The sequence below is a fragment of the Thermobifida alba genome (assembly GCF_023208015.1).
GTDB classification, from domain to species: Bacteria; Actinomycetota; Actinomycetes; order Streptosporangiales; family Streptosporangiaceae; genus Thermobifida; species Thermobifida alba.
In genome coordinates, this window is sequence record NZ_CP051627.1 from 2,621,683 (window position 1) to 2,645,226 (window position 23,544).

Annotated in this window: 21 protein-coding genes; 12 read left to right on the forward strand and 9 right to left on the reverse strand. The window is 71.6% G+C overall.

Going from position 1 to position 23,544, the window contains the following annotated elements; translation table 11 throughout:
* Positions 1-41: 41 nt before the first annotated feature.
* The 3 genes from FOF52_RS11610 to FOF52_RS11620 all read right to left on the reverse strand — a co-directional run bounded on the left by FOF52_RS11610 (position 42) and on the right by FOF52_RS11620 (position 4,279).
* The gene (locus tag FOF52_RS11610) at positions 42-941 is read right to left on the reverse strand and encodes an ABC transporter permease (RefSeq protein WP_248589983.1); all 900 of its coding nucleotides are present in this window, start codon (positions 939-941) and stop codon (positions 42-44) included.
* Between the two features lie 51 nt (positions 942-992).
* Positions 993-2,069, reverse strand: coding sequence for an L-glyceraldehyde 3-phosphate reductase (gene mgrA, locus FOF52_RS11615; protein ID WP_248589984.1), 1,077 nt, complete (start codon positions 2,067-2,069; stop codon positions 993-995).
* Between the two features lie 149 nt (positions 2,070-2,218).
* Entirely contained in the window at positions 2,219-4,279 is a 2,061-nt protein-coding gene (locus tag FOF52_RS11620; protein WP_248589985.1) for a PhoX family protein, read from the reverse strand.
* 588 nt (positions 4,280-4,867) lie between these two features.
* Between FOF52_RS11620 and FOF52_RS11625 the strand changes: the two genes are divergently transcribed.
* Positions 4,868-5,332 (forward strand): ATP-binding protein, encoded by a 465-nt coding sequence (locus FOF52_RS11625; RefSeq protein WP_248589986.1) that lies wholly within the window; start codon positions 4,868-4,870, stop codon positions 5,330-5,332.
* A 59-nt stretch (positions 5,333-5,391) separates the two neighbouring features.
* Here the strand turns inward: FOF52_RS11625 and FOF52_RS11630 are convergent, their stop codons facing one another.
* Together FOF52_RS11630 and FOF52_RS11635 are read right to left on the reverse strand one after the other, a co-directional pair.
* Positions 5,392-5,547 (reverse strand): hypothetical protein, encoded by a 156-nt coding sequence (locus tag FOF52_RS11630; protein ID WP_248589987.1) that lies wholly within the window; start codon positions 5,545-5,547, stop codon positions 5,392-5,394.
* A 172-nt stretch (positions 5,548-5,719) separates the two neighbouring features.
* Positions 5,720-8,914 (reverse strand): efflux RND transporter permease subunit, encoded by a 3,195-nt coding sequence (locus FOF52_RS11635; protein ID WP_248589988.1) that lies wholly within the window; start codon positions 8,912-8,914, stop codon positions 5,720-5,722.
* 228 nt (positions 8,915-9,142) lie between these two features.
* Between FOF52_RS11635 and FOF52_RS11640 the strand changes: the two genes are divergently transcribed.
* Together FOF52_RS11640 and FOF52_RS11645 are read left to right on the forward strand one after the other, a co-directional pair.
* On the forward strand, positions 9,143-9,628 hold the full coding sequence (locus tag FOF52_RS11640) for a MarR family winged helix-turn-helix transcriptional regulator (RefSeq protein WP_248589989.1): 486 nt from the start codon (positions 9,143-9,145) through the stop codon (positions 9,626-9,628).
* Between the two features lie 2 nt (positions 9,629-9,630).
* A complete protein-coding gene (locus FOF52_RS11645) occupies positions 9,631-10,422 on the forward strand; it encodes a (2Fe-2S)-binding protein (RefSeq protein WP_248589990.1) in 792 nt (263 codons plus the stop codon).
* A gap of 148 nt (positions 10,423-10,570) precedes the next feature.
* On the opposite strand, the gene cmtR is transcribed toward FOF52_RS11645, so the two are convergent.
* A complete protein-coding gene (cmtR, locus tag FOF52_RS11650; protein WP_282573404.1) occupies positions 10,571-10,918 on the reverse strand; it encodes a Cd(II)/Pb(II)-sensing metalloregulatory transcriptional regulator CmtR in 348 nt (115 codons plus the stop codon).
* Between the two features lie 105 nt (positions 10,919-11,023).
* On the opposite strand from cmtR, the gene FOF52_RS11655 reads away from it, so the two are divergent.
* The 6 genes from FOF52_RS11655 (at position 11,024) to FOF52_RS11680 (ending at position 17,145) form a co-directional block, all read left to right on the forward strand.
* On the forward strand, positions 11,024-11,923 hold the full coding sequence (locus FOF52_RS11655) for a cation diffusion facilitator family transporter (RefSeq protein ID WP_248589991.1): 900 nt from the start codon (positions 11,024-11,026) through the stop codon (positions 11,921-11,923).
* Between the two features lie 195 nt (positions 11,924-12,118).
* Positions 12,119-13,363, forward strand: a complete 1,245-nt coding sequence (gene nhaA, locus FOF52_RS11660) for a Na+/H+ antiporter NhaA (protein WP_248589992.1) — start codon at positions 12,119-12,121, stop codon at positions 13,361-13,363.
* 136 nt (positions 13,364-13,499) lie between these two features.
* Positions 13,500-14,918, forward strand: coding sequence for a TrkH family potassium uptake protein (locus FOF52_RS11665; RefSeq protein WP_248589993.1), 1,419 nt, complete (start codon positions 13,500-13,502; stop codon positions 14,916-14,918).
* 17 nt (positions 14,919-14,935) lie between these two features.
* Positions 14,936-15,604, forward strand: coding sequence for a potassium channel family protein (locus tag FOF52_RS11670; RefSeq protein WP_248589994.1), 669 nt, complete (start codon positions 14,936-14,938; stop codon positions 15,602-15,604).
* 68 nt (positions 15,605-15,672) lie between these two features.
* On the forward strand, positions 15,673-16,623 hold the full coding sequence (locus tag FOF52_RS11675; RefSeq protein WP_248589995.1) for a metal ABC transporter solute-binding protein, Zn/Mn family: 951 nt from the start codon (positions 15,673-15,675) through the stop codon (positions 16,621-16,623).
* Positions 16,624-16,911: 288 nt separating this feature from the next.
* Positions 16,912-17,145, forward strand: a complete 234-nt coding sequence (locus tag FOF52_RS11680; protein WP_248589996.1) for a DUF397 domain-containing protein — start codon at positions 16,912-16,914, stop codon at positions 17,143-17,145.
* Positions 17,146-17,211: 66 nt separating this feature from the next.
* Here FOF52_RS11680 and FOF52_RS11685 read toward each other — a convergent pair whose 3' ends face one another.
* Positions 17,212-18,042 (reverse strand): helix-turn-helix domain-containing protein, encoded by an 831-nt coding sequence (locus tag FOF52_RS11685; RefSeq protein WP_248593844.1) that lies wholly within the window; start codon positions 18,040-18,042, stop codon positions 17,212-17,214.
* A gap of 201 nt (positions 18,043-18,243) precedes the next feature.
* Entirely contained in the window at positions 18,244-18,789 is a 546-nt protein-coding gene (locus FOF52_RS11690; protein ID WP_248589997.1) for an ATP-binding protein, read from the reverse strand.
* A 450-nt stretch (positions 18,790-19,239) separates the two neighbouring features.
* On the opposite strand from FOF52_RS11690, the gene FOF52_RS11695 reads away from it, so the two are divergent.
* The 3 genes from FOF52_RS11695 to FOF52_RS11705 all read left to right on the forward strand — a co-directional run bounded on the left by FOF52_RS11695 (position 19,240) and on the right by FOF52_RS11705 (position 22,485).
* Positions 19,240-19,998 carry a beta-ketoacyl-ACP reductase gene (locus tag FOF52_RS11695; RefSeq protein ID WP_248589998.1) on the forward strand — a complete coding sequence of 253 codons (759 nt, stop codon included), beginning with the start codon at positions 19,240-19,242 and terminating at the stop codon, positions 19,996-19,998.
* Positions 19,999-20,152: 154 nt separating this feature from the next.
* Positions 20,153-21,355 carry an acyl-CoA dehydrogenase family protein gene (locus FOF52_RS11700; RefSeq protein ID WP_248589999.1) on the forward strand — a complete coding sequence of 401 codons (1,203 nt, stop codon included), beginning with the start codon at positions 20,153-20,155 and terminating at the stop codon, positions 21,353-21,355.
* Entirely contained in the window at positions 21,352-22,485 is a 1,134-nt protein-coding gene (locus FOF52_RS11705) for an acyl-CoA dehydrogenase family protein (RefSeq protein WP_248590000.1), read from the forward strand. Before FOF52_RS11700 ends, FOF52_RS11705 begins: the two co-directional genes overlap by 4 nt.
* 83 nt (positions 22,486-22,568) lie before the next feature.
* Here the strand turns inward: FOF52_RS11705 and FOF52_RS11710 are convergent, their stop codons facing one another.
* On the reverse strand, positions 22,569-23,519 hold the full coding sequence (locus FOF52_RS11710) for a serine hydrolase (RefSeq protein WP_248590001.1): 951 nt from the start codon (positions 23,517-23,519) through the stop codon (positions 22,569-22,571).
* Between the last annotated feature and the right edge of the window lie 25 nt (positions 23,520-23,544).

The window sequence follows — 23,544 nt, forward strand, 5'->3', positions numbered from 1 at the left end:
GCGCCGCCGCGCGGCCGGGCGGTTCCGTCGGGGCGGCGCGGCTAGGCGCGGCGGGCGGGGGTGTCGCGGGCGAGGGCGTCCTGGAGGCCCTCGCCGAGGAGGTTGACGGCCAGCACGAGGAGGACGAGCAGGCCGGTGCAGAATCCGAACATCCACGGGTGGGTGGTCGCGTACCGGGTGCCGTGCGCGATGAGGGTGCCCAGGGAGACGTCGGGGGGCTGCACGCCCAGGCCGACGTAGGACAGGCCGGTCTCGGCGATGATCGCGGCGCTCACGTTGACGGTGACGTCCGCGACGAGCAGCCCGGACAGGTTCGGCAGGAGGTGGCGGACGATGATCGCGGTGGGGGAGGCCCCCAGGTAGCGGGCGGCGCGGACGTACTCGTGCCGGCGCAGCGTGCGGGCCGCTCCCCTCACCATCCGGGCGGTGACCATCCAGCCGAACGCGGCCAGCAGCAGCACGAGGGCGGGCCAGCCGCCTTTCTCGGCGACCGGGAACAGCACGGTCAGGACGAGGAGGGGCGGTACCACCAGGGCCAGGTCGGTGATCCAGGTCAGCACCCGGTCGGGCAGGCCGGGGAAGTATCCGGCGACCGCGCCCACGGCGGCGGCGACCGCGGTGGTGAGCACCGCGACGAGCAGTCCGATGACCAGCGACTTGCGCAGCCCCACCAGGGTGATGACGTACAGGTCCCGGCCGGTGCCGTCGGTGCCGAACCAGTGGCGGGGCGAGGGCGGTGCCAGGAAGCTGGTGTGGTCGCGTTCGGTGAAGCCCCACGGGGCGGCCAGCGGTCCGAGCCAGGCCAGCAGCGCCAGCAGGACCAGCAGGGCGGTCCCGGTGAGGACGCGGGGGTGGTGCGGCGCCGCGCGCAGCAGCGCCGACCAGCGGCCGGGCAGGCGCGGGTCGGCCTGCGGCGGGCCGGACTGGCCCGGCCTGGGCATGGCGGTCTCCTTCCCGGGAGTCTCCGGCGGGGGCGGCCGGAGGGGCGGCGGTCAGGCCTGTCTGGACACCCGCCAGATGTCGATGCCGATGTCGGAGGCGTACTCGTCGATCTCGGCGAGTTCGGTGTCGGTGAACTCCGGGGAGCGTACCGCCGCGAGGCTGTCCTCCAGTTGCCGGACGCTGCTGGCGCCGATGAGGGCCGAGGTCACCCTGGGGTCGCGCAGGGTCCAGGAGATCGCCATCTGGGCGAGGCTCTGTCCGCGGCGCGCGGCGATCCCGTTGAGGGCGCGGATGCGGGCGAGGTTGTCCTCGGTGAGCCAGTCAGGGGAGAGCGACTTGCCCGCGGCGGCGCGGGAGTCCGCGGGAACGCCGTCGAGGTACTTGTCGGTGAGCATGCCCTGGGCCAGCGGGGAGAAGACGATGCAGCCGACGCCCTCGGTCTCCAGCGTGTCGAGCAGGCCCTCCTCCTCGATCCACCGGTTGACCATGGAGTAGGAGGGCTGGTGGATGAGCAGCGGGGTGCCCATCTGCCGCAGGATCGCCGCGGCCTCGGCGGTGCGCTGCGGGGAGTAGGAGGAGATGCCCGCGTACAGCGCCTTGCCGGAGCGTACCGCGGTGTCCAGTGCCGACATGGTCTCCTCCAGCGGGGTGGAGGGGTCGTGGCGGTGGCTGTAGAAGATGTCGACGTGGTCCAGGCCCATGCGCGCCAGCGACTGGTCCAGGCTGGCCAGCAGGTACTTGCGGGAGCCGCCGTTGCCGTAGGGGCCGGGCCACATGTCCCATCCGGCCTTGGTGGAGATCACCAGCTCGTCGCGGTAGGGGCGGAAGTCCTCCCGCAGGATGCGGCCGAAGTTGAGTTCGGCGGCCCCGGGGGGCGGCCCGTAGTTGTTGGCCAGGTCGAAGTGGGTCACGCCCAGGTCGAAGGCGCGGCGCAGGATGGCGCGCTGGGTCTCCAGGGGCCGGTCGTCGCCGAAGTTGTGCCACAGGCCGAGCGAGACCGCGGGCAGGTCGAGCCCGCTGCGTCCGGTCCTGCGGTACGGCATGCGGCCGTCGTAGCGTTCCGGGTCCGCGAGGTGGACGCCGGCGGAGGGAACGTCGATCCGGGGTACCTCGCCTCTGTGCACCATGGGAGCGATCCTGCCACGTTCCGCTGTGTCCGGCGGGCGACCCGCCGCCGCTTGAACCGTTCGGGAGCCGTCCGGGACCCGGTGTTGGCCGGAGCGGGGCGGGCCCGCGCCGTCGGCGGGGGGACCGGGGCGCGGGCCGGGGGCACGGCTCAGGCCGAGCCCACCTTCTTGCCCCCGGCGTGCCAGATGGCGACCACCGAGGGGCGGGGGAAGTCCCCGTCGGGCCAGGTGCTGGTGGGGTTGTCCACGGTGCCGTCCTCCCCCGGGTGCTGAGGGGCGATGAAGACGGTCCTGTCGTCGGGGGTGATGAAGGGGCCGCAGCACTCGGCGCCGACCGGGACGGTGGCGAAGGTCTTGAGTTCGCCGCGGTGGCGCCCCTCGACCGGCATCACGTGCAGGGCGTCGTTGACGCCCAGGGTGCCGGGCTGGCCGTCGGTGGAGATCCACAGGTTGCCGGTCTTGTCAAAGGTCACGTTGTCGGGCGAGGAGATCGCGGCGACCCTGGTCTTGTCGTATCCGGCGTAGTAGGTGCCGGGGTCCTCGGGGTCGCCGCAGACCAGCACCACGGTCCAGGTGAAGGTGGTGGCCCCGGAGTCGTTGCGGTGCTCGGTGATCTCCAGGACGTGGCCGTACCGGTTGGCGGCGCGCGGGTTGGCCTCGTCGGCCTGGCCGGGCTCGCGGGCGGAGTTGTTGGTGAGGGCGCAGTACACCTTGCCGGTGGCGGGGCTGGCCTCGATGTCCTCGGGGCGGTCCATCTTGGTGGCGCCGGCCCGGTCGGCCGCGAGCCGGGTGTGGACGAGCACCTCCTCGACGGTGAAGCCGTCGACGTAGCTGCGCTTGGCGTCGCACAGCGGGATCCACTCGCCGGTCCCGTCGAACTCGCCGTCCTCGGGCAGCCTGCCCGAGCCGTCGATCTGCTCGGCGGGGCTGTTGCCGGTGAGCCGGGCGACGTACAGGGTGCCCGAGTCGAGCAGGCCGTCGTTGTGGCGGCGGGAACCGGGACGGTACTTCTTGTCGCTGACGAACTTGTAGATGTAGTCGAAGCGCTCGTCGTCGCCCATGTAGACGGCGGCCCGCTTGTCCTTGGTGAGCCGGACGGTGGCGGCCTCGTGTTTGAACCGGCCGAGCATGGTGCGTTTGCGGGGCTGGTCGTGGGGGTCGAACGGGTCGATCTCGACGATGTAGCCGAACCGGTTGGCCTCGTTGGGGTGTTTGGACAGGTCGAAGCGCTCGTCGACCCGGTCGAACCGGCGGTTGCCCCGGCGGGTGTCCCCGGAGGTGGCGATGCCGTAGCGCCGCAGCGCGGACTTGGCCTCCTCGGGGGCGCCCTCGCCGCCCACGAAGTACTGGTTGAAGTTCTCCTCGGCGGTCAGCACGGTCCCCCAGGGGGTGGTGCCGCCGCCGCAGTTGTTGAGCATGCCCAGCACCCGGGTGCCCGAGGGGTCGGCTTCGGTGCGCAGCAGTGCGTGCCCGGCCGCGGGACCGGTGAGCTTCATCGGGGTGGTCGCGGTGATGCGGCGGTTGTAGGAGCGCCGTCCCCGGGTGACCAGGCGCCACTCCCCGGTGTTGCCGACCCGTTCGATCTCCACGACGGATCCGCCGTGCGCGGCCATGGCGATCCGGATCTGCTCCGGGTCGGCGGCGGAGCCGTCGGTGTAGCCGGCGAACATCAGGTTCTCGTTGGTGTACTCGTGGTTCACCCAGAGCAGGGCGCGCCGCGCGTCGATGGGGAAGAAGCTGACGTAGTCGCAGTTGTATCCGAACTGCTTCTCCTGCGCCTCGGCGGTCTGGTTGGCGAAGTCGAACTCGGGGGCGCCGGGGACGACCGGGTCGCCCCAGCGCACGACGACGCGCTGCCGGTAGCCGGGGGGCACGGTGACCTGGTCGTCGGTGTTGGGCTGGACCGGGGTGAACTCCAGTCGGGAGTTCCCGCGGTGGCCGCCGTTGCCGTGGCCGTGCCCGGGTCCGGCGAGTGCGGGGGCGGCGCCGCCCACCGCCAGGGCGGAGACGCCCACGCCGACGGCGCCCGCGCGCAGCATTCCGCGGCGGGACAGCAGTTCGGTGTAGACGTCCCCGAAGTAGGGGTTGTCGCTGGTGTTGGGGGCCTCGTGGTAGCAGGCGTCACCGCAGCGGAACCGGCAGGTCGCCCGGGAGCGCCCGCCGTGGGGGCCGACGATCGGCAGTGATCGGCGGGGGGCGGTTTCGGTCACGTGTCCTCCTGGTCGTGTACGCGAGGCGTCCCGTCCCGCCGGCACGGGGACCCGGGCGGAACGGGGACCGCCGAACCGCCACAACGGTCCCCGAAACGCTGGTCGAGACCGTGAATACGCCGTGAACGACACGGCAATTCGGTGTCACCGGTCACGATAGGGGCGGGAGGAAAGAGCGGAGGGGCACGCCACACCCCCCGTTCCCGATTCCGGGGTCACGGTGCGTTGTCCACAGATTTCTTCTGGTACACCCCCGCCTCGTTTCCCGGAGGTTGTCCCCGTATTCTTTTCAGTGGAGAAAAGTCCACGGACCCACGACGCTCACCCGTAACACCGCGGGGACCGCTTTCCTGGGATGACCACGCTCGTGCCGTGACCCTGCCGGGCATGGACCGACCCTCGTCTGTGGTGGTGACCGGACGGCGCCGTCCACGCGGCCCTACCGGGGCACGGCCTCCCGCGCCCCTGGGGAGTGATCACATGAACGACATCTCGACAGCGCAGTCCTCGACCCGGCCGCCTGCCTTGGTGCCCCGCCAACGTACCGGTCCTGTTGCCCCCCTGCCCTCCGAAGTACCGGCGAAGCCTATGCACGAGCGTTCCCTTCCCCACCCCGACGCGCACGGTGTTCCCGCCCGGCGCCGTTTCCCGGGCCTGGCCAGCCAGATCAGGCATGCCCGCCGGTTCGTGGCCCGTCAGCTCGGCGACTGTCCCGAACTGTCCACGGTCACGCTGCTGACCAGTGAGATCGCCACGAACGCGGTGACGCACAGCTCCTCGGGCACCCCCGGCGGCAAGTTCGAGGTGGTGGTGCACACCGCCGCGGGCTGGGTCCGGGTGGAGGTCCGGGACCTGGGCAGTCCGGAACTTCCCCGGCCGCAGCACCGCGACCCCTACGACGTCAGCGAGCACGGGCGCGGGCTGGACCTGGTGGAGGCCCTGGCCTCGAAGTGGGGGGTGGAGCCCCGCTCGGACGGTCTGGGGAGGACGGTCTGGTTCGAACTGGTCTGGGAGGCCGGCTCCCCGGCGGACGGCTCCTCCCCGGACACCTGAGGGGTCTTCGGCAGGAGCCCTCCGCCCGGCGCGGCACTCCGGACCGGTGTTCGGCCGGTTCAGTTCTGCGGCCGCGGTTCGGCCGGGGGTTCGGAGGGGTCGGGCAGACGGTACTTCTCGTAGAGGCGGCGGGCGTAGTCCTTGGCGTCCTGTGAGGGTTCGGCGCCGAGCTCCTCGCGGACGAGTTCGTCGAGATCGGTGTTGCGGGTTCCCATAAGGCGACAGCTTGCCTTCCGCGACCCGTTTTCCACAAATCGGCGCGCCACTCGCCGCTGTCCCCCACTCACCGACAGCGACCGGACCGGTCCGCGGTACCGAGCACGCGGGGCCGCCGCGGTCACGCGGCGGCCCCGGTCGGTCACGGCGGCGAAGAACCGTGCCGGTGGGTCAGTTCGTGGCGTCCTGCCTCTCCTCCTCGCGGGCGGTCTCCCGCTCGGCGGCCTCGGCGCGGGCCGCGGCGAGTTCGGCCTCCCGCTTGGCGGCGCGGCGCGCGGTCCTGCGCTCCTTGGCCGCCTCGGTCATGGTGTAGAGCACCGGGACCAGGACGAGGGTGAGCAGGGTGGAGCTGACCAGGCCGCCGATGACCACGATCGCCAGCGGCTGGGAGATGAACGCGCCGCCCCCGGTGATGCCCAGGGCCATGGGGGTGAGCGCGCCGATGGTGGCCAGCGCGGTCATGAGGACCGGCCGCAGGCGGTGCCGGGAGCCCTCCACGACGGCCTCCCGCAGTTCCATGCCCTCCTCGCGGTACTGGTTCACCAGGTCGATGAGCACGATCGCGTTGGTGACCACGATGCCGATCAGCATCAGCAGGCCGATGAGCGCGGGCAGGCTCAGGGGGATGCCGGTCACCAGGAGCAGGCCCAGCGCGCCGGTGGCGGCGAACGGGATGGAGACGAGCAGCACCAGCGGCTGGCGCAGGCTCTTGAAGGTGGCCACCATGATCAGGTAGACGATCACGACGGCGACCAGCATGGCCACCCCCATCTGGGCGAACGCCTCGTTCTGGTCCTCGCTGACCCCGCCGATGGTGGCGGTGGCGCCCTCGGGCAGGTCGAGTTCGGCCAGTGCCCGGTACAGGTCGCTGGTGACCCGGCCGAGGTCGTCGGCGGTGGGCGTGGCGCTGACGGTCGCGGAGCGGAAGCCGTCGCTGCGGCTCAGCTCGGGGGCCTGGAGGACCTCCGCCACCTCGGCGACCGCGGACAGCTTGACCTCGCCGCCGGTGGGGGTGGCGATCTTGAGGTTCTCCAGTTCCTTGACGCTGGTGGGGCGGTCGTCCACGCGCAGCACCATGTCGTGCTGGACGTCCTCGACGGTCGCGGTGCCGACCCTGGTGCCCTGGAAGGCCGCGGTCACGGCCTGGCCGATCTGGCCCTCGGTGAGCCCCTTCTCGGCGGCCTTCTCGCCGTCGACGCGGACCTCGAAGGCGGGCTGGGTGGCGGCGATGCTGCTCTGCACGTCGGCTGCGCCGGGGATGTCGCGGACCGTCTCCTCGACGAGTTCGGTCGCCTCGGCGAGGGTCTCGGGGTCGTCGGCCTTGATCTCCACCGACAGGGCGGAGCCGAATCCGCCGGTGGCGTCGATGCGCGCCTCGGCCTCGGTGTCGATCTCCGCCAGGATCTCGCGCAGCTCCTCCTGGTAGGCGGCCTGGTCCCCGTCGGGGTCGGTGGTGATGGTGTAGGTGATGGAGTTGGCGCCGCCGCCGAACAGGGCGCCCAGCATGTCGCCGCCGCCGAAGGTCGCCTGGTAGGACTCGATCCAGGCGAGCTTCTCCAACTCCTCCTCGACCTTGGCGGCCTCGGCGTCGGCGGCCTCCAGCGAGGTGCCGACCGGCAGCTCCTGGGTGACGCTGACGGTGTTCTGCCCCTGGTCCTCGATGAAGTTGGTCTTGATGAACGGGGTCATCGCGAACGTGCCGACGAGGAGCACGAAGGCGGCCAGCAGGGTGGCCCACCGGTGCCTGGTGGTCCAGCGGATCACCGGCAGGTAGGCGCGCTGCAGCGGGGAGCGCAGTTCGCGCTGGTACTCCTCGGCCCTGACGCGCTCCACCTCCTCGGGCGGGACGACCCTGGGCCGCATGAACCAGTAGGCCAGCACCGGGATGATCGTGAGGGACACCAGCAGGGAGGCGGCGAGCGCGATGCTGACGGTCACCGCGAAGGGCCGGAACAGTTCGCCGACCTGTCCGCCGACGAACCCGATCGGCAGGAACACGGCGATGGTGGTCAGCGTGGCCGAGGTGATCGCCAGCGCCACCTCGCGCACGCCGGTGAACACGGCGGTGTACTTCTCCTCGCCGTAGCCCAGGTGGCGCTTGATGTTCTCCAGGACCACGATGGAGTCGTCCACCACGCGTCCCACCGCCACCGTCAGCGCGCCCAGGGTGAGCAGGTTGAGGGTGTAGTCGAAGGCCCACATGCCCAGGAGCGCGATGAGCAGCGAGACCGGGATGGAGACCGCGGTGACGACGGTGGAGCGGACCGACAGCAGGAAGACCAGGATGACCACGACGGCGAAGCCGAGGCCCAGCAGGCCCTCCTCGGCCATGGCGCGGATGGAGTCGTTGATGAACGGGGCCTGGTCGAACACCACGGTGATGTTGGTGTCCTTGCCCAGCTGCTCCTCAAGTTCGGCGACCCGCGCCTGGACCTCTTCGGAGACCTCGACGGTGTTGCCGTCGGGGGTCTTGGTGATCATGACGCCGAGGCTGGGCTCGCCGTTGGTCCGGGTGATGCTGCTGGCCTCGTCGAGGACCAGTTCGACGTCGGCGACCTCGGCGAGCCGGACCGGTTCGGGGGCCGCGGCTCCGGGCAGGCCGGGCACGGCCGCGGCCGCGCCGGCGGGGGCCAGCCAGATGTTCTCGACGTCCTCGATCGACTCCAGGCGGCCGCCGGTGGTGACGGTGAGGGTGCGGTCCTCCTCGGTGATCTGCCCGCCGGGCAGCAGCCGGCCGCTGGCCTGCAGCGCGTTGGCCAGGTCGGTGACGGTGTAGCCGGCGTCCTCCAGTTCGTCCTCGTCGGGGGTGATCACGACGGTGGACTCGCGCACACCGGTGACCTGGACGGCCCGCACGCCGTCGATGGACTCCAGTTCGGGGACGAGCAGCTCCTCGATGGGCTCGGCGAGCTTCTGGGCGTCGTCGTCGCCGGTTCCGACGGCGAGCATGACCACCGGGATGTCGTCCATGCCGAACGCCATGACGTAGGGGTCGACGTCCTCGGGCAGCAGCGGCTCGACCTGGTCGACGGCCTGCCGGAGGGAGCGGACGACGTCGTCGGTGGAGTCCCCGTAGTCGAACTCCGCGATGACCTGGGCGGACCCGGTGCTGGAGGTGGAGGTGTAGCTCGTCACCCCCGGGACGCCCTTGACCGCCTGCTCCAGGGCTTCGGTGACCTCGGTCTCCATGACCTGCGGTGATGCACCCTGGTACTGGGCGCCGACCACGGCCATGGGAATGTCGAACGACGGCATGAGTTCGCGCTTCATCGACCCTGCCGAGATCACACCGAAGACGAGTGCGCTGAGTGTGATCAGCAGGATCAGCGCCCGGTTGCCAAGGCTGAGCTTGGCTAGTTTGGACATGGGTATGGGGCTCCTCAACCAGGATGGTTCACGTCAGACTTGAGCACCGCGCGGTGAGCGGCCGCGCTTGATTCGTCCCGCGCCGCTGGGGAAGGCCACGCGGTCTTCAGCCGGGCACGCGTCTCCACGATACTTCGCGTGGCATTGAAGATCATGCCAGAGTGATACAAATCAGGGACATGTCAGGGAATGATCGGTAACCGATCAGGGCTGGGAGCGGGAACCGGAATGGGCAGCGGTGCGTCTGACGCCAAACGCGAGTTGATCGAACGTCTCCAGGAGTTGGAGGTGCGCCAGCTCAGGCTGTTCGTGCGGGACCGCTCGTTGCCGCTGCTGAGCACCACTTTGACGATTCAGCAGCTCAAGGTCCTGGTGGCGCTGGCCATCGACGGCAACACGCCCACCCACGAACTGGCCGAGCGGGTCGGTGTGAGTGTTGCCACACTCACCGGGATCGTGGACCGGCTCTCGGCGCGTTCCCTGGTTCTCCGCCGGGAGGACCCCGCGGACCGGCGGGTGCGCCGGGTGGACCTGACCGAGGAGGGCCGCACCCTCATCGACGACATGTGGGGCACGAGCCGCGAGCGCACCTCGGCGGCGCTGCGCTCCCTGGACCTGGAGACCCTGCGCGGCCTGGTCCGGGGCGTGGAGGCGCTGTACGAGGTGCTGCGGCGGTCCGCCCCTGCCGAACCGGCCGACCCGAGGGGGGCGTGACGGTGGCTGCCGTACCGGAGCACTCCGGGGAGCCGTCCGACCGCCGCGTCTTCGGTGCGCTCGCCGCGCTCGGCGGCTACTTCGAGCTGCGGCCCGCCGACGGCGGGGAGGCGCCCGCGGGGCTGCGCTCCTTCGCGGAGCTGTACGAGCGCCCCGACGTGCTGGACGCCCGGATCGCGTGGCTGACGGCCCGGTACGGGCCGGTGGAGCCGCGGGTGGCGGCCTCGGTCACCCAGCTGGGTTTCGCGGCCCGCCTGGTCTCCCCGGCCCTGGCCGCGGCCTGCGCGGGGGTGGTGCTGGACGTGCCCGCGGCCTCGCTGCTGTGGCTGGAGACCTCCGAACGGGTCACCTCGTGGCTGTCCGGCCCCCACCGGACCCTTCCCGCCCCGGCCGACGCGGAGGAGGTCGCCGAGGCGCTGTGGGAGCCGCTGGTCGAACGCCACCTGGACCGGCTCGGCGCGGCGGTGCTCCGCCGGACCCGGGTCTCGGAGCGCCTGTTGTGGGGCAACGCCGCCGCTGCGGTGGGGGGCGCGGTGATGATGGTCTCCCTCCACCGCCCCGAGTGGGCCGACCGCGCCGCAGAGATCGCGGCCGCGCTGCTGCGACGGCCGCCGTTGGCCGGGCTGGGCGAGGTGGTGCGGCCCGACGCCGACCGGCCGCACCGGTTCTTCGTGCGCCGGTCCTGCTGCCTGTACTACCGGGTCCCGGGCGGCGGCAAGTGCGGGGACTGCGCCCTGCTGGACGCGGACACCCGGTCGCGCCAGTGGCGGGAGACCGCCTCCGCCGCCGACTGACCGGGGCGGGGCGTCCGGTGCCGCCGCGGGTGCGGGTCGGGTCCGGGGCTGGCACGGCCCTCCCCGTCGTGCCCAAAGCGGCCACCGGGGCGGGCTTTGTTCGCAGGGGCGCAGCGGCCGGGAGGAACGGCGGGCCGCCCGGGGTGCCTCAGTCGACCGCCACCGGGAGGGCCTCGCCCGGCGGGGTGTGCTGGACGGCCGTGCCCCAGACCACGTGCAGCAGGTCCTCCAGGGCGTGCCGCAGCGAGTCGTCCACCAGGGAGTAGCGGGTCTGCCTGCCCTGGGTGACGGTGCGCACCAGTCCGCACTCGCGCAGGCAGGCCAGGTGGTTGGAGACGTTCTGTCGGGTCAGGTCCAGTTGTTCGGCGAGCCGTGCGGGGTAGGCGGGACCGTCCAGCAGGGCCAGCAGCAGACGGCACCGGGTGGGGTCGGCGAGGGCCCGCCCCAGGCGCTGGATCGCGGCGAGGCGCTGGTCGGGGGTCAACACGATGATCATTTTACCCTTTTTGCCGTATACACAGTCTTCACTGTATAAACAGTGGAGGCTGAATAGTTGAAACCCTTCCGGCCACGAGCGGACCGGAGACGGGAAGGAGGATCATTGGGTCACGACCACTCCACTGCCGCGGGGGCGCACCGCGGGCGTCTGCTGCTCGTCCTGGGGCTGACGCTCGGCGTGATGGCGTTCCAGGTTGTCGGCGGTGTGGTCACGGGCAGTCTCGCCCTGCTGGGCGACGCGGGGCACATGGCGGTCGACTCCTTCGGCATCGGACTGGCCCTCTTCGCGATCTGGATCGCGAACCGGCCGTTCAGCGCCGAGCGCACCTTCGGCCTGCAGCGGGCGGAGATCCTGGCCGCCGCGGCCAACGCCCTGCTGCTGTTCGCCCTGTGCGGTTTCATCGGCTACGAGGCGGTCCACCGCCTGCTGAACCCCGAGCCCGTCGTGGCCCCCGCCATGCTGGCCTTCTCCATCATCGGCCTCGTCACCAACCTGGTCGCCCTGCTGCTGTTGCAGCACGGCCAGTCCGAGAGCCTCAACCTGCGCGGCGCCTACCTTGAGGTGCTCGGCGACCTGCTGTCCTCGGTCGGGGTCGTGGTGGCCGCCCTGCTCATCTGGGCCACCGGCTGGGACCGCCTGGACTCCCTGGTGTCGATCGCCATCGCGCTGTTCATCGCGTCGCGGGCCTGGCACCTGCTCAACGAGGCCCTGCGGATCCTGCTGGAGGTGGCGCCGCGCGGCGTCGACCTCGGCGAGGTCCGCCGCCACCTGCGCGACCAGCCAGGCGTACTGGACGTGCACGACCTGCACGCCTGGACCATCACCTCGGGTCTGCCGGTGCTGTCGGCGCACGTGGTGGTCGAGGACTCCGCGCTGACCGACACCGGACGCCTCCTGGACCAGTTGCACGAGTGCCTGTCGGAGCACTTCTCCATCGATCACTCCACCATCCAGGTGGAGCCCGTGGGGCACGCGCAGCACGAGGGCGCACGACACGCGTGATCTGCTGAGTCCTAGGATGGGGCCTCGCGTCGACGTACGGGCTGACCAGTGCCTCTCTGGACAGGCAGCCACGGCTCTGGCATAGTCGCCCGGGGCCCGTGGACTCCGCGCACGCGGTTTCCGCGGCCCGTTCTCTGGTGTGCCGGGAAGTCTGGTCGGCGTGGTGTTCGGCGATCGACTCTCGGGGGGACGGCCATGACCGCGCACACGACCGGCGGCAGACTGCACGCGTTCGCCGACCTGCTCCGCTCCGACGTCGTGGGCGGCCTGCTGCTCATCGGAGGCGCCCTGGCCGCGTTGGCCTGGGCGAACTCCCCGCTCGGGCCCTCCTACACGGCCCTGCGGGAGTTCTCCTTCGGCCCCGAGGCGCTCGGCCTGCACCTGTCGGTGGAGTCCTGGGTCGCCGACGGTCTGCTCGCCGTGTTCTTCTTCGTCGTCGGCAACGAGCTGAAGCAGGAGTTCGTCCACGGGGAGCTGCGCAACCCCCGCCGGGCGATGCTGCCCATCGTCGCCGCGGTCTGCGGCATGGCCGTGCCCGCACTGCTCTACGCCGCGCTCAACGCCTCCGACCCGGTCCGGCTGGGCGGCTGGGGCATCCCGATGGCCACCGACATCGCCTTCGCGGTGGCGATCCTGGCGATCGTCGGCCGCCACCTGCCCTCCGCCCTGCGCACCTTCCTGCTGACCCTGGCGATCGTCGACGACCTCGGCGCGATCGTGGTCATCGCGGTCTTCTACACCGACGACCTGTCCTTCGCGCCGCTGCTCGGCGCGGCGGCGCTGCTCGCGCTCTTCGGCTACCTGCAGCGCGGCCGGGGCCCGGCCGCGCTGCTGAACGCCTCCGCACTGCCCAACTGGGTGGTCTACCTCCCGCTGGCCTGCGCCGTCTGGGCGCTGGTGCACGCCAGCGGGGTGCACGCCACCATCGCCGGGGTCGCTCTGGGGCTGCTCATGCGGACCGTGCCGCTGGCCGGTGAGGCGCAGTCCCCCAGCCACCGCGTCGAACACCTGCTGAGCCCCTGGTCCTCGGGGCTGGTGCTGCCGGTGTTCGCGCTGATGTCGGCGGGCGTGGCCATCGAGGGCGGCCTGGGCACGGTGTTCGGCGACACGGCCGCGCTCGGCATCATGGCCGGCCTCGTCCTCGGCAAGACGGTCGGCATCGCCGGCGGCTCCTGGGTGACCACCAAGCTCACCTCCGCCGAGCTGAACCCCTCGTTGAGCTGGATCGACCTCACCGGCATGGCCGCTCTGGCGGGCGTCGGGTTCACCGTCTCGCTGCTGATCACCGAACTGTCCTTCTCCGGCCTGCCGGAGGTGCTGGCACACGCCAAGGCCGGGGTGCTGCTCGCCTCGCTGATCGCGACGCTCCTGGCGGCCGCCGTGCTGTCGGTGCGCAACGCCCGCTACCGGTCGCTGCGGGCGGCCTCCGACCCCGGCTGACGCCGCCCCGGCCCCGCGCCGGTCCACCGCCGCCGGGCCGCACGTCCCCTCGTCCCCCGGGGAGCGCGGCGCTAGTTTTGGTCTGCACGGGCCGATCGCGTCCGGCGATCGCTGTGGTGAGGACGGCGAACTGGGGATGTGGGAGAGACTACGGGGTCTGCGCAGCCGGGTCACGCGCCTGTCGCACCGCCTGCCGCTCGGCGCCACCGGTCGCACAGCCGCGGTCTCCCGGGCCTTCTGGGGCAGGCCGGCCCGGGTGCTGGTGCTGCTGTTCCTCTCGGTGATCATGCTGGGCACCGGCCTGCTGATGCTGCCCGCTGCCCAGGGGGGCCGGGAGGTCTCGGCAGTGGAGGCGCTGTTCACCGCGACGAGTGCGCTGTGCGTGGCGGGGCTGAGCGTGACCGGTCCGGTGGCCCACTGGTCGCTCTTCGGTCAACTGGTCGTCCTGGGACTGATCCAGGTCGGCGGCATCGGCATCATGACGATGGCCTCGGTCCTGGGACTGGTGGTCATCCGGCGCTTCGGACTGCGCATGCAGCTGTCGGTGCAGAGCGAGCAGCGCACCCTGAACGTCGGCGACGCCCGCGGGATCGTGCTCCGCATCGTGGCGACCAGTCTGACCTGCGAGGCCCTGCTCGCGCTGGTGCTCATCCCCCGGATGTGGCTGGCGCACGGGATGCCGGCGCACGAGGCGGCCTACAGCGGGCTGTTCCACTCGGTGTCGGCCTTCAACAACGCCGGGCTGTCCCTCTACGGCGACAGCCTCACCCGGTTCGCCGGGGACCCGCTGGTGCTGGGGCCGGTCGCACTGGCCACCGTCCTGGGCGGCCTGGGCTTCCCGGTGCTGCTGGAGCTGCGCAGGCACCTGAGCACCCCGCGGCGGTGGAGCCTGCACACCAAGATGACCGTGTGGACCTCGCTGCTGCTGTTCGTCGGCGGCATGGTCGCGGTGACCGCGCTGGAGTGGGGCAACCCCGCGACCCTGGGGGCGCTGCCCTGGCCGCAGCGGCTGCTCGACGGCGCCTTCCACGGCGTCATGCCGCGCAGCGGCGGGTTCAACGTGGTGGACGTGGGCGCCATGGAGTCGCACACCCTGTTCGTCACCGTCATGCTGATGTTCGTGGGCGGCGGCAGCGCCGGCACCGCCGGCGGTATCAAGGCCAGCACCTTCGCGGTCATCTGGTTCGTGGTGTGGGCCGAGGTCCGCGGCCATCCGCAGGTGCACGCCTTCGGCCGCAGACTCTCCGCCGGGGCGATCCGGCAGGCGCTCAGCCTGACCTTCCTGTCCATGACGGTGGTCGCCTTCGCGACGATCCACCTGACCGCCATCTCTCCCTTCCCCCTGCTGGACGTCCTGTTCGAGGTGGTCTCGGCCTTCGGCGTGGTCGGCCTGTCCACCGGGATCGCCCCCGCTCTGCCGCCGCACGGCCAGGTCCTGTTGACCATACTGATGTTCGCGGGGCGGCTCGGTCCGATCACCTTCGCCTCCGCCCTGGCGCTGCGGGAGCGCACCCGGCGCTACGACCTGCCCGAGGGCCGCCCCGTCATCGGCTGACACCACGAGGAGCAACAGTGCCGCGCAGCACAGCGAACGACCGACGGGTACTCGTCATCGGTCTCGGCCGGTTCGGCGGTTCCCTCGCCGAGGAACTGGTCGCCCACGGGTGGGAGGTGCTGGGCGTGGACAACAACCCCCGCCGGGTGCAGTCCTACGCCGACCTCCTCACGTACACCGTCGTCGCCGACACCACCGACGACGAGACGCTGCGCCAGATCGGCGCGCACGAGTTCTCCCGCGCGGTGGTGGCCATCGGCAGCCACCTGGAGGAGAGCATCCTGACCACGTCCCTGCTGGTGGACATGGGGGTGCCCAACATCTGGGCCAAGGCGGTCAACCGGCGCCACGGCCGCATCCTCCAGCAGATCGGCGCCCACCACGTGGTGCTGCCCGAGCACGACATGGGCGAACGGGTGGCCCACCTGCTGTCGGGGCGGATGCTGGACTACGTCGAGATCGAGGAGAACTTCGCCCTCGGCAAGACCCGCGCCCCCCTGGAGATCATCGGCCGCAGGCTGGGGGAGACCGGGGTGCGCTCGGCCCACGGCATCACCGTGGTGTGCATCAAGCGGCACGGCGAGTCGTTCACCTACGCCACGGCGGACACCGTCCCGCAGAAGGGGGACATCGTCATCGTCGCGGGCAAGACCGACGACGTGGAGCGGTTCGCCGAGCTGAAGTAGCCGACCGACGGCAAAGTGGACATACTTCCGGAATTGACAATGATTTTCACTTTCGTGAAAATGATTCCATGCACTCTGAAATATCGACGAAACTGCTCGCCGCCGGCGCCGCGGGAGCGCTGCTGGCCTCCCTGACCGCGTGCTCGGAGGACCCCGGCGGAGCCGCCGGGGTCCAGATCGTCACCACGGTCTACCCGCTGGAGTGGCTGGCCTCCCGGATCGCGGACGGCCACGCCTCGGTCACCAACCTGACGGAAGCCGGCGCCGACCCCCACGAGGTGGAGCTGAGCCCCCGCCAGATCGGCGTGATCGCCGACGCCGACGTGGTCCTCCACATCGGCGGGATGCAGCCCGCCGTCGACGAGGCGGTCGGCCAGCACGCCGCGGACCGCTCCCTCGACGCGGCCGAGGTGGTCGATCTGCTCCCCGCCCCGGATGCCGGGCACGGCCACCACGACGACACGGAGCACCACGGAGAGGGGGCCGGGGCCCACGGCGGCGTGGACCCGCACCTGTGGCTGGACACCGAGCGGCTGGCCGTCCTCGCGGGGGAGCTGGCCGACCGGCTGGGCGAGGCCGACCCCGACCACGCGGCGGCCTACCGGGAGAACCACGACGCGACCGTCGCGGAGCTGGCCGAACTGGGGGCCGCCTACACGGAGGGGCTGACCGGCTGCGCACGGCGTGAACTGGTGGTGGCCCACGCCGCGTTCGGGTACCTGGCCGACGCCCACGGCCTGGAGCAGATCAGCGTCACCGGCCTCGACTCCCACGAGGAGCCCTCCCCCGCCCGGATCGCCGAGGTGGTGCACGCCGTCGAGGAGCACGGCGCCACCACGGTCTTCACCTCTCCGCTGACCGACCCCTCCATCGCCGAGACCGTCGCGGGCGAGACCGGCGCCGAGGTCGCGGTGCTGGACCCCCTGGAGAGCCTCACCGAGGAGTCGCCGGGCACGGACTACCCGTCCGTGATGCGGGCGAACCTGGACTCCCTCACCGCCGCCCTGGACTGTTCCTGACCGCCCCGCCGTCCCCCTCCTCCCCCGCCACATAACAATCGGGTCGCCTCCCGGCCATCCCCCACTCCTTTTGTCCGGGAGTGTGACCGAATATCCGAAAATATCGGCTCCCTGCGCCCCGCTTGGAGCGGTCTCGTCATGCCAACCTCTCGGCTATTTCACGGGGAACTCACATGCTCATGCGCTATCCTGAGCAAAATCCGGTGCGTATGCACGTGCATTTGACGGTGCAAGGGCATGCGCATGGGAGTAATCCCGCACCAACGCTGACAGAGGGAGCGTGTGTACGTGAACGCTTACAACGGCATCTCAGCCGCCGAACTGGGCGAAGTCACCTGGCAGAAGAGCCGCCGCAGCAACTCGATCGGCAACTGCGTGGAGATGGCCAGGCTCTCGGACGGCTCCATCGCGGTACGCAACTCCCGCTTCCCCGAGGGGCCGGCCCTGATCTACACCCAGGCCGAGATCAACGCCCTCATCCTGGGGGTGAAGGACGGCGACTTCGACAACCTGCTCGGCTAGTCGGCCGCCGCGGGCCCCGTGCGAGACGCGCGCCGGGGCCTTTCCGCTCTTCCGGAAGAGCGGGGCTCAGCCCTCCAGCTCCTCGATCATCTGCTTCAGGAGCCTGCGGGTCTGTTCGGGGCGCTCGGCGACGACCGCCAGCCACTCCAGGGTCATCGTGTACTGCTCGACATCGGAGCGCTTCTCCTGGAAGATGCCTCCGGTGAGCTGCTCCACGTAGACGACGTCGGGCAGGTCGTACTCCGGGTAGCGCAGGATCGTGAACGACCCGGTCTCGGCCGCGAACACGCCCTGGTGGAAGGGGACGATCTGCAGCGTGATGTTGGGCGCATAGCTGAGCTCGTGCAGGTGCTCCAACTGCGCGCGCATGATCTCGGGACCGCCCACCGGCCGCCGTACCGCGGGCTCGTCGATGATCACCCAGAGCTTGACGTTGCGGTTGTTCCTGATGCGCTCCTGCCTGCGCATCCGTGTGGCGATCCGGTCCTTGGCCGTGTCGTCCAGCTTCTTCTTGCCGCCGCGGGTGATGACCTCGCGGGCGTAGTCCTCGGTCTGCAGCAGCCCCGGCACGAACTGGGTCTCGTAGACGCGCAGCTGGGTGGCGGCCTCCTCCATGCCCACGTAGGACTGGAACCACACGGGGAGGGACTCCCCGTACTTCTGCCACCAGCCGGGTTCGTTGGCCTCGCGGGCCAGGGTGAGGAACGAGGCGCGGACGGCGGGGTCCTCCACCCCGTAGAAGGTGAGCAGGTCCTCGACGTCGCGGATCTTGAAGCCGACACGGCCCAGCTCGACGCGGCTGATCTTGGACTCGGAGCCGCGGATCTTGTACGCGGCGTCCGCCCGGGAGATCCCCTTGGATTCGCGCAGCTGGCGAAGCTGGTAGCCGAGCAGTATGCGACGCACGGTCGGGCCGCTCCCCGGCTCTGGTTGAGCCACGCTCACCGCTGCTGCCTCCCACCCTCGGTGTCTGGTCGGAACCGGTTTATCCGGGACGTTCCCGTGTTGCACCGTTCCAATGGTTACACGATATCGCCGGAGAGGCCGGTTTTCGCGCCGTTCTGCGCGGCAGGGCCCCCGGTGACGCCACCGGTCCGGTCAGCCGAAGAGCGCCCAGACGAACTTGCCTCCGACGGCCGTCCGCACCACTCCCCAGTTGCGGCTGAAGCAGGAGATCAGGTGGAGCCCCCGTCCGGTCTCCTCCATGAAGTCCGGTTCCCTGCGCTGCGGCATCCGGTCGCTGCCGTCCCGGACCGCGCAGATCAGCTCCGCCCCCCGGCGCATCGCGCTGAGCTGGATCACGTTCTCCCGCATTCCGTCGACGCCGGTGTCGGCGTGTCGCAGCGCGTTGGTGACGAGCTCGGAGACCACCAGTTCCACGTCGCTGGCGTAACGGCCCATGCCCCAGTCGCGCAGCGTGGCCACGACGAGGTCGCGGGCGATCTTCACCGCGCCGTGGTTCGGGCTCAGGCTCCACAGCAGGCTGTCGTAACTGGCCGTTCCGGGGTAGGAGTTCCAGCACGGCATTCCGTTGCGCAGGGCGGGAAGCCACCAGGCGCGTTCCGTCGCGTCGAGAGTCGGCGCCGGCGCCGTTTCCCGTCCCGGCGTCCTCTTGACAGACCTCTGGGCAGAATGTCCGGTCACCGCGATCCCCTTGCCGTCGTCTCGATCGCTCACAGTTCGGAGGACTATGCAAATGCAAGGTCCGAATGCACGTGCATGAAGCCTCTTGAGAGGCATCCTAGAACATCCGCGCCCTTCTATCAGTTGAAGTGCGGACAAAAAAGGCCACGATTCTGTGAGGCTGCTGGAAGGGATGGGAAAATTTTCCCACGCCCCTGAGATGACCTGCGAAAACTCCCCCGCCTCCCGCCCGTGGGGCGCGTGCGGTGCCCCGCCGCGCGACGCTCGCGGCCCCCGCCGGGCGCGTCCCCGCCGCGAAGACGCCGCCGGAGCCCCTCCCGGCCGCGCCGGGACGCCAGAGCCACCCCCGACATACCACCCAGTCGGTAAGAATGGTTAGGATCGCCTCGACCGCGCACTGGACGGCCTGTTCCGGGCCCGTTCACCGACTGCCACTCGAAGGAGATCACCATGCCCCAGACCCCTCGCGTCGCGATCGTCACGGGAGCGGCCCGCGGAATCGGCGCCGCCACCGCACAGCGGCTGGCCGCCGAAGGGCACGCGGTCGCGGTGCTCGACCTCACCGAGGAGAGCGCTCAGGCCACCGCGGACGCGATCACCGAAGCCGGCGGCAAGGCGATCGCGCTGGGCGCCGACGTCAGCGACACCGAGCAGGTGGACGCCGCGGTCAAGGCGACCGTCGAGCGGCTCGGCCCGCCGGCCATCCTGGTGAACAACGCCGGTGTGATCCGCGACAACCTGCTGTTCAAGATGACCGATGACGACTGGGACACCGTGCTGCGGGTCCACCTGCGCGGCGCGTTCCTGATGTCGCGGGCGGCCCAGGCCCACATGACCGAGCAGGGCTGGGGCCGCATCGTCAACCTGTCCAGCAGCTCCGCGCTGGGCAACCGCGGCCAGGCCAACTACTCCGCGGCCAAGGCCGGCATGCAGGGCTTCACCAAGACCCTGGCCATCGAACTCGGCAAGTTCGGCATCACCGCCAACGCCGTCGCCCCCGGCTTCATCGCCACCGACATGACCCGGGCGACCGCTGAGCGGATCGGCGTGGACTTCGAGGAGTTCAAGGCCGCCCGCGCCGCCCAGATCCCGGTGCGCCGGGTCGGCGTGCCCGAGGACATCGCCGCCACCGTCGCCTTCCTCACCAGCGAGGAGGCCGGCTACGTGTCCGGTCAGGTCATCTACGTCGCCGGCGGACCGCTGGACTAGGACGCGCACGACACCGGCCCCGGACGGGCGGGCGGCCGCCGGGGACGACGCCCCGGGCGACCCGTCCCCGCCCCGCCCGCGGGCGGGGCGGGGCGGCGCCGAGCCGCCCGCACCGGGCCACCGACCGTCTCCTCCAGGAAGGCTCTGTTCTGCCGTGACCACACCCACCGTGTCCCCGCCGGACGCCGCGGACCTGCGCGCCCGGGTCGCCGACTTCGTCGCGGAACACGATCCCGCCACCACCGACCAGACCGAGTTCCTCGCCGCCCGCTTCGACGCGGGCCTGGCCTGGGTGCACTTCCCCGAGGGGGCGGGCGGCCTGGGGGCTCCCCGTGCCCTGCAGAGCGTCGTCGACGCGGAGTTCGAACGGCTCGGCTTCGTCCCCACCGGCCGCGAGGGCCTGGTCATCGGCCTGGGCATGGCCGCCCCCACCCTGGTGGCCTTCGGCACCCGCGAGCAGCGGGACCGCTTCCTCAAACCGCTCTACACCGGTGAGGAGGTCTGGTGCCAGCTGTTCAGCGAGCCCGGCGCCGGATCCGACCTGGCCGCCGTGGGGACCCGCGCGGTCCGCGACGGCTCGGACTGGGTCATCGACGGCCAGAAGGTGTGGACCTCCCTGGCCCACCGGGCCCGCTGGGCCATCCTGCTGGCCCGCACCGACCCGGACGTGCCCAAGCACCGCGGGCTGACCTACTTCATCTGCGACATGACCGCCCCGGGCGTGGACGTGCGACCGCTGCGCCAGATCACCGGGGAGGCCGAGTTCAACGAGGTCTACCTGGACGGGGTGCGGCTGCCCGACAGCCTGCGGCTCGGCGGGGTCGGCGAGGGCTGGAAGGTCGCGCAGACCACTCTGATGAACGAGCGGGTCTCCATCGGCGGCCGCCCCGAGCCCCGCGAGGGCGGACTGGTCGGCATCGTCAGCGACCTGTGGCGCACCCGCCCCGAACTGCGCACCCGGGGCCTGCACGAGGAACTGCTGCGGCTGTGGGTGGCCGCCGAGGCCGCCCGGCTGACCAAGGAGCGGCTGCGCCAGCAGATGGCGGTCGGCCAGCCGGGCCCCGAGGGGTCGGCGGCCAAACTCTCCTTCGCCGAGCTCAACCAGCGTCTCTCCGGTCTGGAGCTGGAGCTCCTGGGCGCCGAGGGGCTCACCTACGACGACTGGACGTTCCGCCGTCCCGAGCGACCGGACCTGCTGGGCCGTGGCGCGGGCTTCCGCTACCTGCGCTCCCGGGGGAACTCGATCGAGGGCGGGACCTCGGAGATCCTGCGCACCATCATCGCCGAACGCGTCCTGGGGCTGCCCGCCGAACCGCGGGTCGACAAGGACGTCGCCTGGAAGGACCTGCCCCGTTGAGCGAATCCGAGCTGAACCTGCTGTACAGCGACGTCGAACAGGAGCTGCGCACCAGCGTGCGGGAGCTGCTGGCCGACCGGTGCCCGTGGCAGTCCGTGCTGGACCGGGTGTCGCACCACAGCGCCCCGGCCGGGACCACCGACCTGGAGCTGTGGCGGGAACTGGCGGCCGTGGGCGTCGCCGGCCTGTCCGTACCCGAGGAGCTGGGCGGGGCGGGCGCCACTCCGCGGGAGAGCTCGGTGGTCGCCGAGGAGCTCGGACGCTCCGTCGCCCCAGTGCCGTTCCTGGGCAGCGCCGTGCTGGCCACCTCCGCCCTGACCGCGCTGGACGCGGACGGGGAGGTCCGCGCGCTGCTGGCCGGCCTGGTGGCGGGAGAGCGCGTCGCCACCCTGGCGGTACCGCTGCCCACCACCCCCGGTTCGGCCTTCCCCGCCCTGGTGCGCGCCGGGGAGCACGGCCTGAGCGGCACCGTGTCCGGCGTGGTCGACGCGCTCAACGCCGACGTCCTGGTGGTGCCCGCGGTCAGCGCGGACGGTCCCGGCCTGTACCTGGTGGCGGCCGGACAGGCGGCGCTCACCCCCCTGGTGAGTCTGGACCAGACCCGGCCGCTGGCCGAGGTGCGTCTGGACGGGGCCCCGGCGGTGGCGGTGGCCTCCGGGCGGCGGGCGGCCGACGCGCTGGAGGCGGCCCTGGTCGCGGGCGCGGCGCTGCTGGCCGCCGAGCAGCTCGGCACGGCCGAGTGGGCCCTGCACACGACCGTGGACTACCTGAAGGAACGGGTGCAGTTCGGCCGCCCGGTCGGCTCCTTCCAGGCCCCCAAGCACCGGCTCGCCGACCTGTGGGTCCTCATCTCCCAGGCCCGGGCGGTGGTCCGCAACGCGGCGAGCGCGCTGGCCGCCGGGGCCCCGGACGCCCCGCTGGCCGCGGCCCTGGCCCAGGCGTTCGTGTCGGAGGTGGCGGTCCGGGCCGCGGAGGAGGCGGTGCAGCTGCACGGGGGCATCGGCTTCACCTGGGAGCACCCGGCCCACCTGTACCTGAAGCGCGCCAAGAGCTCCGCCATCGCCCTGGGCACGGCCGACCGGCACCGTGCCCGGATCGCCGAGCTGGTGGACCTGCCCCCCGCCCCCTGACGGGCGGCTTCGCGAGGCGCCCGGCCCCGGGGCGGCATCCGACGCCCCTGACCGGGGGCTTCGCCGCACGGCGAAGCCCCCGGTCAGCTCCGGTCCTCGCCGTCCAGCGCGGCGACGACCGCGGTGACGACGTGCTCGACGCACTCGATCCCGCCGAAGTAGTCGGGATGGTGGTCGGACAGCACCGCGATCAGGTACTCGTGGTCGGCTCCCGCGACGCGGCCCGCGCTGGTGACCGCCCACCGGTCCCCGTCGTCGCTCCGGGGCACCCAGCCGTTCTTCAACTCCACGGTGTCGCCCTCGCCCGCCGCCGCCGACACCCCCCACGCCTGCTCCGGAGCGACGCCTCCCAGCAGTTCCCGGGCGTAGCCGCGGCTACGTTCGGACAGCGGGCTGTCCTCGGTGAAGACGGCGCGCAGCAGCCGGAGCTGGTCGGCGGTGGTGGTCCTGGTGGTGCCCCACACCCCGCCGGCCCCGGGCTCGGTGGCGTGCAGGCCGAGCCGCTCGTTCCCCCGGGCGAACCCCTCGTCGAAGCCGATGCGTGCGTACAGTTCGTCGGTGGCGTCGTTGTCGCTGTAGCGGATCATCTCGGCGGCCAGCCTCCGCTCGTGGTCGGAGAGTTCGCGGTCCTCGTCGTCGGCCTGGAGCAGGAGCAGCACGAGGATGTTGAGTTTGGCCAGGCTCGCGGTGATGTAGGTCTCCTCCGCCCCGTAGGAGTAGGTGGCGCCGCTGTTCAGGTCGTGCAGCGCGATCGAGAGCCGGCCGTCCTGTCCGGAGAGGTAGGCGTCCAGGGAACGGGTGAGCCGCTCGTACTCGGCCGGGGACAGGGGCGGCGGCTGCGGCTCGGGCTCCGGTGCGGTCCGCGGCGGGGAGGGCGCCTGGGCCCGCGGGACGCCGCCCGGGGTGCGGGGCGTCTCGGGCGGGAGCACCGCGAGTACCGTCGCGGCGAGCAGGAAGAACAGCGCCGCCAGGAGGGCTCCGCGCAGCGGCGCGGGCTCGGGCGGCTGGCCGGGCGTCACCGAACGTTCTCGCATGCCGAACGCCTTCGTGCAGGGGACC

What these genes read in the sequence shown, in the direction of transcription:
- FOF52_RS11610 (WP_248589983.1), bottom strand. Translation starts at nt 941, where the DNA reads ATGCCCAGGCCGGGCCAGTCCGGCCCGCCGCAGGCCGACCCGCGCCTG.
- mgrA (WP_248589984.1), bottom strand. Translation starts at nt 2,069, where the DNA reads ATGGTGCACAGAGGCGAGGTACCCCGGATCGACGTTCCCTCCGCCGGC.
- FOF52_RS11625 (WP_248589986.1), top strand. Translation starts at nt 4,868, where the DNA reads ATGCACGAGCGTTCCCTTCCCCACCCCGACGCGCACGGTGTTCCCGCC.
- FOF52_RS11630 (WP_248589987.1), bottom strand. Translation starts at nt 5,547, where the DNA reads ATGGGAACCCGCAACACCGATCTCGACGAACTCGTCCGCGAGGAGCTC.
- FOF52_RS11635 (WP_248589988.1), bottom strand. Translation starts at nt 8,914, where the DNA reads ATGTCCAAACTAGCCAAGCTCAGCCTTGGCAACCGGGCGCTGATCCTG.
- FOF52_RS11640 (WP_248589989.1), top strand. Translation starts at nt 9,143, where the DNA reads ATGGGCAGCGGTGCGTCTGACGCCAAACGCGAGTTGATCGAACGTCTC.
- cmtR (WP_282573404.1), bottom strand. Translation starts at nt 10,918, where the DNA reads ATGATCATCGTGTTGACCCCCGACCAGCGCCTCGCCGCGATCCAGCGC.
- nhaA (WP_248589992.1), top strand. Translation starts at nt 12,119, where the DNA reads ATGACCGCGCACACGACCGGCGGCAGACTGCACGCGTTCGCCGACCTG.
- FOF52_RS11665 (WP_248589993.1), top strand. Translation starts at nt 13,500, where the DNA reads ATGTGGGAGAGACTACGGGGTCTGCGCAGCCGGGTCACGCGCCTGTCG.
- FOF52_RS11675 (WP_248589995.1), top strand. Translation starts at nt 15,673, where the DNA reads ATGCACTCTGAAATATCGACGAAACTGCTCGCCGCCGGCGCCGCGGGA.
- FOF52_RS11695 (WP_248589998.1), top strand. Translation starts at nt 19,240, where the DNA reads ATGCCCCAGACCCCTCGCGTCGCGATCGTCACGGGAGCGGCCCGCGGA.
- FOF52_RS11710 (WP_248590001.1), bottom strand. Translation starts at nt 23,519, where the DNA reads ATGCGAGAACGTTCGGTGACGCCCGGCCAGCCGCCCGAGCCCGCGCCG.